The sequence below is a fragment of the Cytobacillus kochii genome, from assembly GCF_044790165.1.
In the GTDB taxonomy this organism is placed as follows: domain Bacteria; phylum Bacillota; class Bacilli; order Bacillales; family Cytobacillaceae; genus Cytobacillus; species Cytobacillus kochii.
Genome location: NZ_CP085254.1, coordinates 734,424 through 749,351 on the forward strand (window position 1 = coordinate 734,424; position 14,928 = coordinate 749,351).

18 protein-coding genes are annotated in these 14,928 nt (G+C 34.4%); 11 read left to right on the top strand and 7 right to left on the bottom strand.

Annotated features, from left to right (window positions below; all coding sequences use genetic code 11):
- From LG276_RS03975 to LG276_RS03990, 4 genes are all read left to right on the top strand, one after another.
- A complete protein-coding gene (locus tag LG276_RS03975) occupies positions 1 to 912 on the top strand; it encodes an NAD(P)-binding domain-containing protein (RefSeq protein ID WP_251162806.1) in 912 nt (303 codons plus the stop codon).
- A gap of 556 nt (positions 913 to 1,468) precedes the next feature.
- Positions 1,469 to 1,714, top strand: a complete 246-nt coding sequence (locus tag LG276_RS03980) for a putative sulfate exporter family transporter (protein ID WP_285840915.1) — start codon at positions 1,469 to 1,471, stop codon at positions 1,712 to 1,714.
- 1,330 nt (positions 1,715 to 3,044) lie between these two features.
- The gene (locus LG276_RS03985) at positions 3,045 to 3,674 is read left to right on the top strand and encodes a TetR/AcrR family transcriptional regulator (protein ID WP_251162804.1); all 630 of its coding nucleotides are present in this window, start codon (positions 3,045 to 3,047) and stop codon (positions 3,672 to 3,674) included.
- A gap of 21 nt (positions 3,675 to 3,695) precedes the next feature.
- Positions 3,696 to 3,869: a DUF2197 domain-containing protein gene (locus tag LG276_RS03990; RefSeq protein ID WP_251162803.1), complete on the top strand. Its 174-nt coding sequence runs from the start codon at positions 3,696 to 3,698 to the stop codon at positions 3,867 to 3,869.
- 284 nt (positions 3,870 to 4,153) lie between these two features.
- On the opposite strand, the gene arr is transcribed toward LG276_RS03990, so the two are convergent.
- On the bottom strand, positions 4,154 to 4,570 hold the full coding sequence (arr, locus tag LG276_RS03995) for an NAD(+)--rifampin ADP-ribosyltransferase (RefSeq protein ID WP_251162802.1): 417 nt from the start codon (positions 4,568 to 4,570) through the stop codon (positions 4,154 to 4,156).
- Between the two features lie 257 nt (positions 4,571 to 4,827).
- A complete protein-coding gene (locus tag LG276_RS04000; RefSeq protein WP_251162801.1) occupies positions 4,828 to 5,235 on the bottom strand; it encodes a hypothetical protein in 408 nt (135 codons plus the stop codon).
- 72 nt (positions 5,236 to 5,307) lie between these two features.
- Here LG276_RS04000 and LG276_RS04005 point away from each other — a divergent pair, with 72 nt between their 5' ends.
- Complete coding sequence (locus tag LG276_RS04005; RefSeq protein ID WP_373370944.1) at positions 5,308 to 5,430, top strand: hypothetical protein; 123 nt, start codon at positions 5,308 to 5,310, stop codon at positions 5,428 to 5,430.
- Positions 5,431 to 5,637: 207 nt separating this feature from the next.
- On the opposite strand, the gene LG276_RS04010 is transcribed toward LG276_RS04005, so the two are convergent.
- Together LG276_RS04010 and LG276_RS04015 are read right to left on the bottom strand one after the other, a co-directional pair.
- The gene (locus LG276_RS04010; protein WP_404293619.1) at positions 5,638 to 6,165 is read right to left on the bottom strand and encodes a hypothetical protein; all 528 of its coding nucleotides are present in this window, start codon (positions 6,163 to 6,165) and stop codon (positions 5,638 to 5,640) included.
- Positions 6,099 to 7,121, bottom strand: a complete 1,023-nt coding sequence (locus tag LG276_RS04015) for a DUF3231 family protein (RefSeq protein ID WP_251162799.1) — start codon at positions 7,119 to 7,121, stop codon at positions 6,099 to 6,101. Before LG276_RS04015 ends, LG276_RS04010 begins: the two co-directional genes overlap by 67 nt.
- A gap of 911 nt (positions 7,122 to 8,032) precedes the next feature.
- Between LG276_RS04015 and LG276_RS04020 the strand changes: the two genes are divergently transcribed.
- The 3 genes from LG276_RS04020 to LG276_RS04030 all read left to right on the top strand — a co-directional run bounded on the left by LG276_RS04020 (position 8,033) and on the right by LG276_RS04030 (position 9,976).
- Positions 8,033 to 8,410 carry an iron chaperone gene (locus LG276_RS04020; RefSeq protein WP_224934405.1) on the top strand — a complete coding sequence of 126 codons (378 nt, stop codon included), beginning with the start codon at positions 8,033 to 8,035 and terminating at the stop codon, positions 8,408 to 8,410.
- Positions 8,411 to 8,545: 135 nt separating this feature from the next.
- A complete protein-coding gene (locus LG276_RS04025) occupies positions 8,546 to 9,253 on the top strand; it encodes a DNA alkylation repair protein (protein WP_224934407.1) in 708 nt (235 codons plus the stop codon).
- A 270-nt stretch (positions 9,254 to 9,523) separates the two neighbouring features.
- On the top strand, positions 9,524 to 9,976 hold the full coding sequence (locus LG276_RS04030; protein WP_224934409.1) for an SgcJ/EcaC family oxidoreductase: 453 nt from the start codon (positions 9,524 to 9,526) through the stop codon (positions 9,974 to 9,976).
- Between the two features lie 453 nt (positions 9,977 to 10,429).
- Here the strand turns inward: LG276_RS04030 and LG276_RS04035 are convergent, their stop codons facing one another.
- Positions 10,430 to 10,807 carry a VOC family protein gene (locus LG276_RS04035; RefSeq protein WP_224934411.1) on the bottom strand — a complete coding sequence of 126 codons (378 nt, stop codon included), beginning with the start codon at positions 10,805 to 10,807 and terminating at the stop codon, positions 10,430 to 10,432.
- Between the two features lie 236 nt (positions 10,808 to 11,043).
- Here LG276_RS04035 and LG276_RS04040 point away from each other — a divergent pair, with 236 nt between their 5' ends.
- Positions 11,044 to 11,415 (top strand): VOC family protein, encoded by a 372-nt coding sequence (locus LG276_RS04040; RefSeq protein ID WP_224934413.1) that lies wholly within the window; start codon positions 11,044 to 11,046, stop codon positions 11,413 to 11,415.
- Between the two features lie 86 nt (positions 11,416 to 11,501).
- On the opposite strand, the gene LG276_RS04045 is transcribed toward LG276_RS04040, so the two are convergent.
- Positions 11,502 to 11,897: a VOC family protein gene (locus LG276_RS04045; protein ID WP_224934415.1), complete on the bottom strand. Its 396-nt coding sequence runs from the start codon at positions 11,895 to 11,897 to the stop codon at positions 11,502 to 11,504.
- A gap of 722 nt (positions 11,898 to 12,619) precedes the next feature.
- Positions 12,620 to 13,102, bottom strand: coding sequence for a hypothetical protein (locus LG276_RS04050; RefSeq protein ID WP_224934416.1), 483 nt, complete (start codon positions 13,100 to 13,102; stop codon positions 12,620 to 12,622).
- A gap of 567 nt (positions 13,103 to 13,669) precedes the next feature.
- Between LG276_RS04050 and LG276_RS04055 the strand changes: the two genes are divergently transcribed.
- Both LG276_RS04055 and LG276_RS04060 read left to right on the top strand, forming a co-directional pair.
- Positions 13,670 to 14,224, top strand: a complete 555-nt coding sequence (locus LG276_RS04055; protein ID WP_224934418.1) for a GNAT family N-acetyltransferase — start codon at positions 13,670 to 13,672, stop codon at positions 14,222 to 14,224.
- Between the two features lie 165 nt (positions 14,225 to 14,389).
- Positions 14,390 to 14,854 carry an NUDIX domain-containing protein gene (locus LG276_RS04060; RefSeq protein WP_224934420.1) on the top strand — a complete coding sequence of 155 codons (465 nt, stop codon included), beginning with the start codon at positions 14,390 to 14,392 and terminating at the stop codon, positions 14,852 to 14,854.
- Positions 14,855 to 14,928 lie beyond the last annotated feature (74 nt).

The window sequence follows — 14,928 nt, forward strand, 5'->3', positions numbered from 1 at the left end:
GTGAAACCCATTAATAAGAGAATTGGTTTTATAGGTTTAGGTGTAATGGGATTACCCATGGCATTAAATCTTCTGAAAAACAGTGATTATCCTATACTAGGATATGATGTTTTTAGAGAGAAGCGTAGTATTTTTAAAGTGAACGGCGGGAAATCCCTTGACCATGTAGATGAAATTTATCAAAGCTGTGATATTATTTTTCTCTGCCTACCTTCTAATGATCTTGTAAAAAGTAGTATTCAAGAAATTATAGATAAAGGGAAAAAAGGGACAATTATTGTTGACTTAAGCTCTACTTCCCCCTCTCTGATTAGAGAAATGTATGAGAAGGCACGGAAAGCAGGAATAAATCTATTCGACTCTCCAGTGAGCGGTGGAGAGGCAGGAGCCATTGCAGGTACACTAGTAATGATGTGTGGCGGAGATAAGGTAGTTTTTGATAAAGTGAATCCGTTACTTCTCCATATGGGGAGTTCCGTTACATATATGGGAACATCAGGTTGTGGCAGTATAGCAAAATTGGCCAATAACATGATTGCAGGTTGTTATCTCGGTGCTATGGCAGAGGGATTGGCGTTTGCTGTTAAGGCTGGTCTTGATCCTGAAACATTATTTAATGCCATAAAAGATGGATATGCTGGAAGTCCTATATTTGCAGCTAAAGTCCCTAAAATTCTGAGTAGGAACTTTGAAGCAAGTGCTAGGATTGCAGTTCATCAAAAAGATCTTAAGAATGCTATCAAACTAGCTGAGGAATTAGAAGTCGAAATACCAATGTCTAAAATAGTTCTCGATATTATGAATGAAATGGAAGAATTAGGTAATGTTAATGAAGATCAATGTGCTATCGTTAAAATATATGAAAAAAATATGGGTGTTGAAATAAAAAAGGATACACCATTTGTTAATTAGATCGTTAAACCATACTTTTTTAATTCTTTTTAATCGATGATACACATCATAATTGAAGGGATCTTTCAGAATCACCATTGAATCAGTTGACTATGACCTGACTTTTTTGCAAACTCTTTATAAATTATCAGAATAAGGATACTCTCTCGATTGAATATATAGATGAAACTACTATTATTAGTGATTTTTGTGTTGCACCTGGTCGAGCTTAAAAGAAGAATCTATAGAATCAATGATAGCTTGGCTCCTTTTAAATAGTTTACTACTTAAATATTTAAATAAAGGAAGAAAACAACCTATTTTCTCACGAAGAAACGTTGTTTTCTTTTATCGTATACTTAGTCATTTCATAGTAGCATTTTCCAGCTACTCCACGAAGCCCGTTCCCGTTTTCTCCGACAACGACCTCCAGCTAAACTTCCGGATCGGTCTTCAGAGTATCTGCTGTAATCTAAGGAAGTGATTTTGAAGATCTAGTCAATGAAGAGGTTTATCACTCCTATCTTTATATTAATAACAATGATGATTGCAAAATGGGTAGGATTTATTCCCAAAATTGTGGTTCTTACTAGGTTTTCTAGTTATGACCGTGTTAAATACTATTGGAGTATTCAATGAATCGGTTGCCCACTATATCACATTCGTTTCAAAGTTTATGATACTAATGGCTATGGCCAGTGTAGGGTTAGGTGCCGATTTTAAAAAGATTAGAGAGATTGGATTAAAACCAGTATATTTGGGATTAATAGCATCCCTCATTGTTGGGGTAGTCAGTATAGCTATTCTCTACTTAGTTGTGTAAGAAGACTTTTGAATAATAACCCACTACAATGGACTCTGTAATTCTGCGGAGAATTGAAGAGTCTTTTTAGTTAATGATAATTATCTCACAAAGAAACGTTGTTTTCTTTTTATAGTATCCTCAGTAGTTTCAGAGCATCATTTTTCCACGGATCGGTCTCCAGAGCCAATCACTCTACTCGAAGAAGCCATTCTTGAAGGCTTACTCACTGTGCAGTCATACTAGGAGCGATCTCAAGAAGGCCTCTAGTAACCGTATTATTAAAATACATTTATTCTCCCTAATATTCTTTTCTTCTTTTGGTCATATAGATTGGTGAAAAAAGAACTATTCACTCATTAGGGATTGTAATATAAACTGTGAACGTAAAAGGGTGTATGGCTTTTACTGCACAGTTTATTTGCTGTGGGTAGCTAAGTATATTCAAAAAGTAGGTTATTTATATGTTTAATGTAGTTTGAAATAAAGTTGCAATAACTGACGTCATGGAAACGAGTACCTGTGTATTAAAAATGCTTATCATGGGGTAGCGTCAAGAAAAGGGGGATTACGAGTTAAGGAAATCACAATATAGTGCAACCAACATGGTTACCTGTTTGGAACATAGTTGTAGTATATACACTTCACAAAATGTTTTATTACTATTCAATATCACTCTTTGGTTTTGATCTGAAGAAGGTGGATACTATTACCCTCTATTAATTTATTTCTCATTATTAGTCTTTTTTCTTTTAATACTTTCTTTGTTTGTGCTTCTGAGAAGGTCTACAAGGAAATTATCTTTTATTTCATGCAATTACTTGCCTAAATTAATAGCAAAATAGCAATTACAGGGTCCTTTAATATAATCGGGTGTTAAATTAACTTTTTTTGATCTTGGCCATGCTGTATACGAAATTAAAGGATTAATAATAATTAATAAATATCCACGTTCCTAGATATTGGACAACTAGTGTCTGATAGTGTCCAGTTGCTTCTAGAATCTTCGCTTGTTATACGAGATCTATGTCCCAACCACCTCAATCATGTTTCTACAAGTAGGGGGCAAACTGTTTAGCTAACGGGATCTTAGTCCCACGGGCAGTTACGTTTTACCCCGGCTACCGTTATAATAAGACCATATAAAAAATGGTCAACCAGAAATATTTTCATATCTGATTGATCTTATAATACGAACGGGGTAGTTTAGTTGAAAATCGATGTTTAATTTGTGTTCAACAATCGTACCTTGCAGGTAGTTACATAAAAGTGATCATAAATCATTTAGATAATCTTCAAATAAATGATTTTTTTTGGTTATCTTTTTGTACGGCTGTACTAAAATAAGTATATGAGTAAAAAAAACAAACCAACTAATCAAAAAGAAATGTCATTCATTGAAAAAGCCCGTAGAGCACAAATTGTGGAATGTGCGATTAAAACAATCGCAGAAGTAGGTTACGCTCAAGCCTCTTTGGGACAAATTGCAAAACGTGCAAATATCAGTAAGGGGGTTATTTCTTATCACTTTGCAAATAAAGAGGAATTATTGGAGCAAATACCTATTGAATACTATTTGGCTTGGCAAGCCTATATTGCTCCAAGAATAGAAGCTCAAAAATCTCCTAAAGAAATGCTTCGGGTGTATATTGAATCCAACCTTACATTTATAGATGAAAATCGTCAGCATGTTTTCGCTGTTATAGAAACGGTTTCTAATATGAGAACTGCGGAAGGTAAACTTCAGTTTGCAGCCGACCATGATGAAGCTATTTTACTTCCAATTGAGAATATACTTACCCTGGGGATGCAAGAAGGAGTTTTCAGAGAATTCACCAGATCATCAGCAAGGGTGATGGCGTTAATAATAAGAAGTGCCATTGACGGGTTTACCCTTGAATTAACGAGAAAGTCACATTTAGATGTTCAGGAATATACTAGAGAACTGGTTACAATCTTCGACAAATCAACTAAAAAGTAATGTGTCGCTTAGGAGGATCCAATGATTTACTATGAGGTACTTTGTTATAGTTGTAAAAGTATATTCAGAGTATACGAAGGTTCCTTAAATTATAAACAATTTAAGGAAAAAAAGGCTAAGATTTTTTGTTGCGAGGATTGTAGTCATAAGATACGTATGGACGCAATTAAAAATTTCTTTAGATACTTAGACTAAAGGGTGCCTATATTCAAGATAAGCTGCCAATTTGAAGTGACCCCTAAAAGTTAGACACCGTTATTTCATTAGGCAACTTGGGTAAAATGAGTTCGGTATTGTACCCGGCTCATTTTTAATTTAATCTGTTAATCTATCTTAAAAAAGAAGACTTCTTAAATAAATGGACCAATTTTTGAAAAGATCCCCTCAAGAATGAGGGAGGAAAATTATATATGGAGATCATGAAAATTTGACGGATTCGGACCATTGATGTGTGTTCTTTCAATTATAGATATTATGCATTAATCGTAAATTACATTTTTTCCTTGTTCACTTAACTCTTTTAAAGATGTAAGCATATGGTTTATTTCTTCGTCAGAATGTCTTTCCCATGAGCCTAATTCAGCTAGTATTTTCAAAGGAGATATAGATCGATAAGAACGGGTTGGGTTTCCGGGAAACCTCTTGTCCGTTACGTTCGGATCATTTTCAAAATCACCTAGTGGTTCTACGATATATATTCTTTCTTTTGAATTAGACCTTGCTAGTTCAGCACCCCATTTAGCAGCATTTAAAGTCGCAGTAAAATATATATAGTTCGATTTTTTCTCTTGGTAATTTGATAAGTGTTGAGGTTCTAAAAAATCTCCAACTTTCAGTTCTGCTTTAGTACCATGAAAAAAAGGCCCATTATCTAGGACATCTGTTTTGTTATTCATTCTGATACACTCCTTTGATTTTATAATAAAAGTATATTTAATTATATAAAAGATTAGTCTATAAAATAACCTTTAAGTATTTTTTATGGATAACGACTAATCATTTATACTAAAAGGGAAATATTGCTACAACATAAGGTAGGTTCTACATGTTTTTTAGAAAAAAACTACATCTATATAAAAAAATTTAGACAGTGTATGTAATCTTTTTTAAGGTTGGCAACATAAAGTTCCTTCGCCCTTTTCAAGAGCAGCTTTTAGACTATCAAGAACTCCTGACCAAGCCATATGGTGCCAATTGATTGCTTCAGTCCAGTCCTCATTATCTTTAAATCCTTATGTTCAACAATCACTTTGGTATAGTCCTCATTGATCGATATAAAACTTACATTAACATTTGTTAATTCATTTTCATTGTTCATTAATGACTCAAATTGGTCTGGTCCTTCCCAAGTAAAATGAAGCTCTTTCTCATTAATAAGTTTTGTGATTTTACACCACTTTGTATCCATATCTTCAGTATTTCCAGGTATAAAATAAAGTTCACATGCACCACCTTCTATAGCTTCTACAACTGTTTCAGGAAACATCGTGTAGAGTTGCAAGAGGTTGCAACTCGAACTCAAATCAGAATAATGAGCAATTGGACTGTTTGTCCACCGCATAAGAAAGAGCTTTTATCTAATGATTGAAGAAGAACACTATGCCAAAGATATTATGCAAAAAAGGTTTCATTCCTGGATTTACTTGAAAAATATGAAGCATGCGAGATACTGTTCAATTCATATATCGAACTATTACATCCCTTAAAGCCGAGATATTACTCTATTTCTAGTTCTCCAAAAGTAAATTCCAAGTAGTTTGAGTATAACTGTAGCCGTTATAAAAGAACCTGCTAGGAATAGTAGGGGTATTTTTAGGGTGGAGCATCTAATAGATAATCGTTTTATTTTTTTACTTACCATTTTTGTGACATAAGAAAAGGACAATACCACTGATTGTCCTACATTGAGTATTAAAAATCTAATTACCTACATATGGATGGATATGCGCTAGCATACTTTCCTTTAACCATTTTCCTTGCTTATGATTATCCATTGTAATAACAACCCAACAAGTATCCCTGGTATAACACTAATCACTGGTAGCCATATAGGTGCTATATGTAAATCAAACAAAGTTATCTTCGTAGAAAAAATGGTTCCTATGGTCATAAAATAGCCTGAAAACAAAAACAGGAAAGATGAATACGGCTTTTCACCACCGCCTGCATCTTTATAGGCATCCCATATTGCAAAGAAATATAAACAAGGAAAAAATAAAATCCACTTGTGGTTAGTTAGTTGAATTGCCCTTTCAACATCACCTTGTAAGCTAGATAGGATAATTAGATTTAGGTTCCCTTTTACAATAATTAAAACAATTAAAGGTATGAGTACAATGCCTTTAAGGTATTTACCATTTAATATTTGCCCAAAACCAGGAAATATAATGCTCCAAAGTAATACTTCGATTGTTTTCACGCCATTTATTTGTTTCCACTTTTCTTTATTATATTTGTACGATTTATTGCCGTTGGTACTTCTTCCATCCATCCATTTTTTATCATGATATTTGCGCCATCATTAGCATATTTTACAATTTCAGCTGAGAGCCGATTGTAATTCAACACTAGATCGCTTCTTTGACTAACTGATGCGGCAACTCCATAATTACCTATACCACCTGCTACCAGCATATTAAAATGAAACATCATTAGCTTATCTGAAAAAACTGGAACTGTAGATTCTAACGTAGCAGCATCCCATGTCATTGGTACTTGAATATCACTTTCAATTAAACAATCACCAAAAACTTTTATGTGTTTTTTAGCTATTTCTTTTCCTCTATTCATATAGTCTCTTACTTTTTGTGATTCTGCTGTTTGCCCGAAACCTATAGAAAGCATTACACCAATAACATTCGTTTGAATATTCGAGAATAAATGGGAAATTTCAATCACGTTCAGTGGTCTTTTCTTCCCAATAAACGATATACCGTCAAAATAGTTTTTATCTTCAATAAAATTGACTTTATTAGGAATAGGTGTTTGTGGAGGCCGAATTAATAATCCTTTATTGAGTAAGCTATCAATGACTTGATCATAAAGTTTGGAGGTCTCTTCATGACAAGAACTAAAGAAAGCCCGTATATCTTTTCTAGTTGACATAGCTTTCATCAAACTATACTGCGCCATTCCTACCTTACCAAGGTTTTGTAAATAACTTAGAAAGAAGATATCATCAAATAAACGAGGTGCTTGTAGGTTTACATCTTGTTCTGTAAACCCAACAGGGATTGGGATTTCTTCTTGGGTGAATATACTTTTTATATTGTCCAAACTTTGAAGAGATATGTCATAGGCTATTTGAATATACGGTTCTATATCTGGGTCTTGAACTTGCACTAGAAAGTAATTTAAAACATGTTCTGTCATACTATTTTGTAAGTAAGTTGACCAAAGAGAACCAATTTCTGATGAGGTTAAGGGTATATAACTTGTTTTACTCAATATGATATCCTCCCAAATGTAACAAATTTAAACATAGTATTTGATCGATAAAAAAAACTATTAATGGTAAATAATGAGATGAATAACACCACTATATGAAAAGTTTTTATCAATGTTTTTAATGCCATACTGAAAATAGAGGAGTATTTTATACAAAAGTGGGAAGACAAGAAAAAAGCGAAAACCTATTCGAGAAATATAAAGTCAAGCAGTTCGTAGAGAAGATGACGGTTTATAAAGTGAAGAAAAAAGTAATAGTGACCTTTTTCTAGATAGAAGAGGGTAGAGTGCCAATAAATAAAAGAATGAGTTTGCCGGTGGGGGTTATTTATCTTGACCGGCTTTTTTGATTCTTATTTCGAAACCAATTCATAGGTATCCGTTAATACGGAGTAGACGTATATTGCGCAGCAAAATCACCTGACTTGGGTGACTATGTAAGAGAATGTAGTGAAAGTCAATGGGTATAGAATATCATGAGAACCCTCGGGCTTATTCAGCAGTTACTACTCAACGAACAGGTTGGTCATCATTCTTGTGGTTAACTAGTTAAATTTCGCTTAGCTATATGATAGGCAAAGCATATGATATCATAGACCTATACTTAAATTTAAATTTAGGTTGTTCTAGCTTAATCGGTGAGTGCAGAAAACCTAAGACTCCTAAAATTGTACTTAAAATAGTTAAGCCGTTGTTTATCCAATTAAATTGATTCGATTTAGCAAAGGCATTTAAGTTTAGACGTGGAATTATTTATGAATAGATGATTAATGAAGCAAGTGCCATCACCTGCTTTAATTGCCATACATACAAAATACTTTGTACCTACGATACAATTTGAATAGATGGAAGAGTTAAGTAAATTGAATTCTATAATAACTATTAATTAAGAAATAGAGGAGTGGGACAATATGCAATATGATGCAAAGAATTCGGAAGAATATCTAGAATTGCTTGAAGACGATTGGAGAAAAGAGAAATTGCTTGCGGTTCGACAAATGATTTTTGCTTATGCACCCGAATTTGATGAGGTGATTCGCTATAAAATGTTGAATTATGGTAAAGATGATACCTATGTGTTTGCATTAAATGCGCAAAAACATTATGTCAGTCTCTATGTGGGTACAATAGATAAGGTAGAAAATGCAGAGACCCTATTAGCTGGTTATAATTACGGAAAAGGCTGCATTCGTATCAAAAAAACGATAAAGATGGAAGATACGGGATTGGAACAATTTATTCATAAAACCGTTGATATGTGGCGCGCCGGTGAAAATACGGATTGTTAAGCTTGAGAGATAAGAAGGTCACAATCCCGTTGTGATCATATATGTAGGTGTCTGACCGTGTTAAACATAAATGCCAAAAAACGCTTCAGAATTCCTCTGAAGTGAATTTAATGTAATCATATGTGGAGGAAAACGATGACTTATGAAGAAATGATGCAAAAGCTTGAAGAATTAGGCAGTGATCAAACAAAGAGAATCTTCTTGAACCACGGAGTAAAGGAACCTTATTTTGGTGTGAAAATTGGAGATTTAAAAAAGCTTGTTAAGTATGTAAAGAAGGATCATGAGTTAGCATTACAACTATATCATTCTGGAAATCATGATGCGATGTATTTGGCAGGTCTATCCGTTAATCCAAAATTAATGGCAAAAGAAGACTTACAAGAATGGGCTAAGAAAGCTTATTGGTATATGGTCGCTGAATATACCGTTGCGCAGGTAGCAGCTGAAAGTGAGTATGCCCTTGAATTGGCTAATGAATGGATGAGCTCAGAGCAAGAGATGATCGCAGTTGTTGGATGGAGTACATATGCGAATTATTTATCAATTACTCCTGATGAGGAGCTAGACATAGGGGAAATTAGGACATTGTTGTACAGAGTGAAAGATTCTGTACATGAGGAACGCAATCGAGTTCGTTATGTTATGAATTCCTTTGTTATTTCCGTCGGCTCCTATGTACCTGAATTAACGGAAGAAGCGAAACAGGTAGCTGATTTTATTGGAAAAGTACATGTGGATGTAGGAAATACTGCTTGTAAGGTACCGCTCGCAAAAGACTATATAAAAAAAGTAGAGGATAAAGATCGAATTGGAATAAAGCGGAAGACATGTATTTGTTAATATAATAAAGTATAGTCCTGCTCATTACCCATGTGTGTTTGAGGTCGAAAAATAAACATAAAAGTGGAAAATTATCATTGAATAGTTTGACATTCCTCCACAACCGGGTGCTTTCTTGCAGCAAGAAATTCACTCTTTTTATAAATGGAAGTATTTAATTGAATATAAGGAGATTTTATGAAAGTCCGAAAAGAAACCGTTTGGAAATGAATGTGATCAATTTTATGATAACAATGAGAAAGGGTATTAAAAATGAAGGAGGAATAGGTCATGAATGTTTCATTCCATATTGAAATTCAAAATCTTTATCAAAAACTAATAGATGCTTGGAACAATCGTGATGCTAAGGGAATGGCTGTACTCTTTGAAGAACAGGGAGTCCAAATTGGTTTTGATGGAAGTAAGGTAATAGGGTCAGAAGAGATTTTATCGCACCTTACACCCATATTTGAAGGTCATCCTACTGCTCCTTTTGTTACTAAAGTTAAAGATACACGGCTTTTAGGTACTGATGTAGCAATTTTACACGCTATTGCAGGTATGATTTCACCTGAAACATCAGATATTAACCCATCAGTAAATGCTCATCAAACGCTAGTTGCCGTGAAGAAAGATCATGAATGGCAAATTGAACTTTTTCAAAATACCCCGGCTCAGTTTCATGGCAAACCAGAGTTAGTGGAGGAAATGACAGAAGAGTTAAGGCAATTACTTCATAACTGAAGTCGTAGCCTTGTTCAGCAAAAGGGCGCTTTCTGCAACAATGGAGGCGCCTATTTTCATTTAAGTGAGAAATAACAACTAGAATACATTAGGTATTAGGATAAAAATATGGTGGTAAACCGCATAATAAAATGCGCATTAAACAAGAAGCGATGGCAGTGGTAATCTAGGTTAAAAAGGTCAATTGTTAGAAGTAGTGGATAATCAATAAATCAGAAGAGAATATTTCATCACCAGTTATTCAAGAACAGAAAATCGGTAGAAATGATTCTTGTCCATGTGGTAGTGAGGGGAAATATATAGTTATGGGTGAAGAACTGCATCGATGTAATGTTTCTGTTATTAGGATTATAAACGGTAGATTTGAATGGACTTGTAAAGGTTTAAAAAGCATGGATTTTCCGGTCAAAATGTCCATGCTTTTGCAATCTATCTTATTTAAGTTGATTAATGCTACTTGTCTTCACGTAGTAAGTAGTTGTTCCCGTCTTGGTCTTTAAAAGAGAACATTGTACCAAAAGGAAGTCTTTGCATTTCATCTACTTCTACTCCATTTTGGTTCATTTTTTCGTAAGCTGATTCTATATCAGTTGTGCTGAAAAGGATAGAAGGGTGAGAAACAGCTGAAGGGTTTTGTTGTTCCATTGCTGACTTGGAGTAAAGAACAAGTGTTGTAAATTCGTCTTTACTTGGACCGACTTCTATCCAAGACATGTTTGGTCCCATAGCTTGTTCAAATTTTAAGACAAAACCAACTTTGTTTATCCAGAAGTCTTTCGCTAGTTCTTGGTCTTTTACATAAACAGTTACCTTACCAATTTTGTTAATCATAGAAAACTCCTTTTTTATTTATTACTTTAATCCCAGTAATTTTATCATTTAATTTTAGCAATACAAATTTTTTTCATTTCCTTTTATGCTGTTCCAATTCATATGATATGTTGTATTAGGATAAAGCCTATAGAAACATTAAATATCACATATTGTCTCCATGATTGTCTTTAGCTAGAAGGTATTATTGATGAAAAATAGAAATATTATGTAATCTATTAAAAGGGGGAGACACGATGAAACTAGGAGCATTTTCTATTAGTTTAAATGTAAAAGATATTCATCGATCAAAAGCATTTTACGAGGATCTAGGATTTAAAACGCTAGGAGGGGACATTAATCAAAATTGGCTTATATTGAAGAATGAACAAACGGTCATAGGTCTCTTTCAAGGAATGTTTGAAAAAAATGCGCTTACATTTAATCCAGGGTGGGATAATAACGCTGAAAATCTAGAAGATTTTACAGATGTTCGAGAACTCCAAAAAGAATTGAAAGAAAAAGGAGTAAAATTAATACAGGAAGCCGATGAATCAACAGAAGGACCGGCATTTATTACTCTGGAAGATCCAGACGGCAATCCAATCTTAATTGATCAACATCGATAAGGTGGAACTCATCTGAAAAAAATCACACCGAAAAATAGAAAGAAAAGGTGCGATGAAAAATACCTTTTCTTTCTGGTGAGATTAGTCTATTTCGCATTTGCATCTGGTTGATGAATGCCGAAAATATTTCCTTCTGTATCCTTATAGTACCCCTGCCAAGCCATGCCAGGGAGAGCATATTTGGGCAATGCTACTACACCACCATTATTAAGTATTTTTCCTTCAATCGCATGGTAATTTTCTACTCCTATTGTACAGGCATAACCATTTAATGGCTGATTTGATTCAGGAGGAGGACTTTGACGTTGCATTAAAGCACCGTCAATTCCAGGCTCATCCTCATCGCCAGTTACTGCCCCAAAATAAGGCATACCTGCAAATTCGCTCCAATCTTCAAATGTCCAGCCAAATACTTCGCCATAAAACTTTCTAGCGCGGTCCATGTCATCTACATGAATTTCGAAATGTACTAATCTACTCATGATTACCTCCTAATTTTTCTTAAAAAAATGAATCCCTCATGTATGTAATTTCTACTAATTTGTAGGGCGCTCCTTCTCAATATGGAATTTAATTTATCTTTTATACATTAATGCCAAGCACTAGGAAGGTACCTTTTATTAAAGAGAGTCACTTGCTACACAGCAGGCGATTATTGTGCAGCAAAAAACTTCAATGTTAGGTGAAAGAATATAAAGGAGGGAAAAACAATGAATCATTCGTCGTTTGTTATAAGAAAAGCGGTTCTTGAGGATGCCATGGGCTTATGAAATTGTTATCTCAAATCTGGATTCGGAAGAAGTTACATTTGTTGAAGAATTAATATGAAAGAGTGGTTTATTGACCATGCTCCAAATTATAAACATTCGTTTGCTAAATCCAAGGATACAAGAAGCAGTGAACGATGCTCTTACATCCAGGTTACTATACCAATGTTAAGGCGATAAATCGGTATGAATAATCCTTTTGCAGCCGTTTTACAATTGTTTCTCCGTGTATTCCTTGTATATCCTTCTGATATAGGTGTTTCATTTTTGTGAAAAACAAACGATGCTATTGTATGGTATCGAGTAGAGGGTGGTTTTTAAGTTGTTAGGTTCATATCCTTTAATAAAATGAAAAAGCAGTAAATAAGAATCGCCATATTAGATAGCGCAAGAGTGTAAACATCTAAATTAAAAATTAGTTCTCCGAGGGGGATTATTCATCTCCGCCTTATAATTCTCAATTGATAAGGCAGTACAAAACCATAAACAATAAAATAAAACAAAATAGAGAAAAAATTAAACCATCCTTTTTCTATCATGTAACCAAAGTATTCTATTCCAATTTCGATACCAAATGAAATGAGGGTGAAGAATATGACTAAACTCCATTTGTTTTTCTTATTTGCGAAATTTAAGAAGATACAAGCTAATGATGAAGGGATGAAGGTAAAAGAGAGAATATCACCGAGTCCTAGCTTTTTAGGGGAACCTAAATCAACTAAGTCGAAAACGCGTAAAATAAATGCATCCATGATCCATGTTGCAAACCCAACAATACAAAAAATGATATATAATTCTGTTAGATTTATTCTCTTTTTGGGCATGAGGTTAAGGATAAATAATAGCGCGACAACAACGATGATTGGAAACCATAATCCTTTTGCTCCAAGGTCTAGGTTACTAAGTGCAGTAGAAAGCATGGTATCTCCTCCGAAAATTACTAAAACTTAGTATGTGTAGTAAAGAGAAGGAAAATACATATTAGTAACGGAGTACGACTGTCGTCCAGTATATAAAGCTCATAATAACAAAAACACCTATAAAGGTGAAAACGGCAGAAGGCAACCTTTTATACGTACATATAAGAACCCATCCAACGATTATATGAATAAGTAAGAAGATGAGCATCAAGACCTTCGACTTCCTTTCGTTAAAGATATTGGTGCAAGACCATGGGGCTTCTGCTCCACGTCCCTAGCCTTTTTTATAGACCAGCGCTTTCCAATCCACTAATGGTCGTAAATATACGAGAATATACGTCTTTTACATGTTCCCCTTTAATCTTTAAGGTGCATCCTTTATAAACATCAAAGCTAGGTGTATTGTGACAAGCGCTAAGTAGCAATAAAAAACTGAAGGTGACAAAGGATGAAGCACTTCTTCATTTCAAAAAGGCCCCTCCTCTTTAATAGGATTTTAGCATAATATCTTAAAGGAATATTTAGAATAGTAAACGAATTACTTAAATAAAAAACAGGGGGAAAACAATGAATCATTCGTCGTTTGTTATAAGAAAAGCGGTTCTTGAGGATGCCAAGGGTATAGCAAGAGTACACGTCGATAGTTGGCGTAGCACCTATGCTACCATTTTCCCACAAGAATATCTAAATAGACTTTCGTATGAAAAGAGGGGAAAATTGTGGTTAAACAATATTCCTCTTGGTGGCGTATATGTGGCTGAAAATGAGGTTGGTGAAATCATTGGATTTTCTTCGGGTGGGGAAGAGAGAAGTGGGAAGTACAACGGTTTTGATGGCGAACTTTATGCGATTTATTTAATAGAAAAGTATCAAAGAAAGGGAGTGGGGACGGCTCTGTTTGCAGCTGTGACTACTGAACTGAAACAAAAAGGATATCAATCAATGCTCGTCCTAGTTGTCGAGGATAATCACTCTTATCGATTTTATGAAGCCCTTGGTGGTGAAAAGATTGATTCTATTGAAATGAGTATGGCTGGTGAGAAATATGGGGAGATGGTGTATGGATGGAGAGATATTACCTCTTTGACATTAGAATTCAATAAACGTTTTACATATCGTTAAAGTGAGATTCATACTCAATTGTTATCATATTGATAGCGGGGATAGCATCAGTGGCTATCAGTACATTTGGCGAAGGAGGAGCCAAATGTTTTTTTGATTATTTCTAAAAAAAATTACCATATTCACTGGTATAATAGGTTTATATAAAGAGAAGGTGGGATAGTGATGACTTATCCAGTGAGAGTGAGGGCATGTGCGCTGATCATCGAAAATGATTCAATTCTTTTGATTGAATATGAAGATGAGAGAGGCATTCATTATAATTTGCCTGCAGGGGGCGTAGAACCGAATGAATCAGTCATTGAAGCTGTAAAGCGAGAAGCGAAAGAAGAAGCATCAATTGATGTGAAAGTAGGTCCTTTAGCATTTATATATGAGTATGCTCCGCACTTGAATGCGAATAAATACGGTGATATTCATTCGTTGCAGTTAATTTTTGAATGTACCCTTACCGATGAATCTATTCCTAAACAACCAAAGTATCCTGATCCTAATCAAACTGATGTAAAATGGATTAAATTATCCGAATTAAATAACATCTTACTTTTCCCCCATTTAGAAGAACATATTCTTACCTATCATCAACAGAAAAGAAATATCGGATTAATAGAAGAACAAACGCTAAGTTGATAGGAGAAGAATCTTGAAAAGAAAGATATTCGCAAGATTTGTTACTAGAATCATTATGAAAGTAAGAGGTTCAA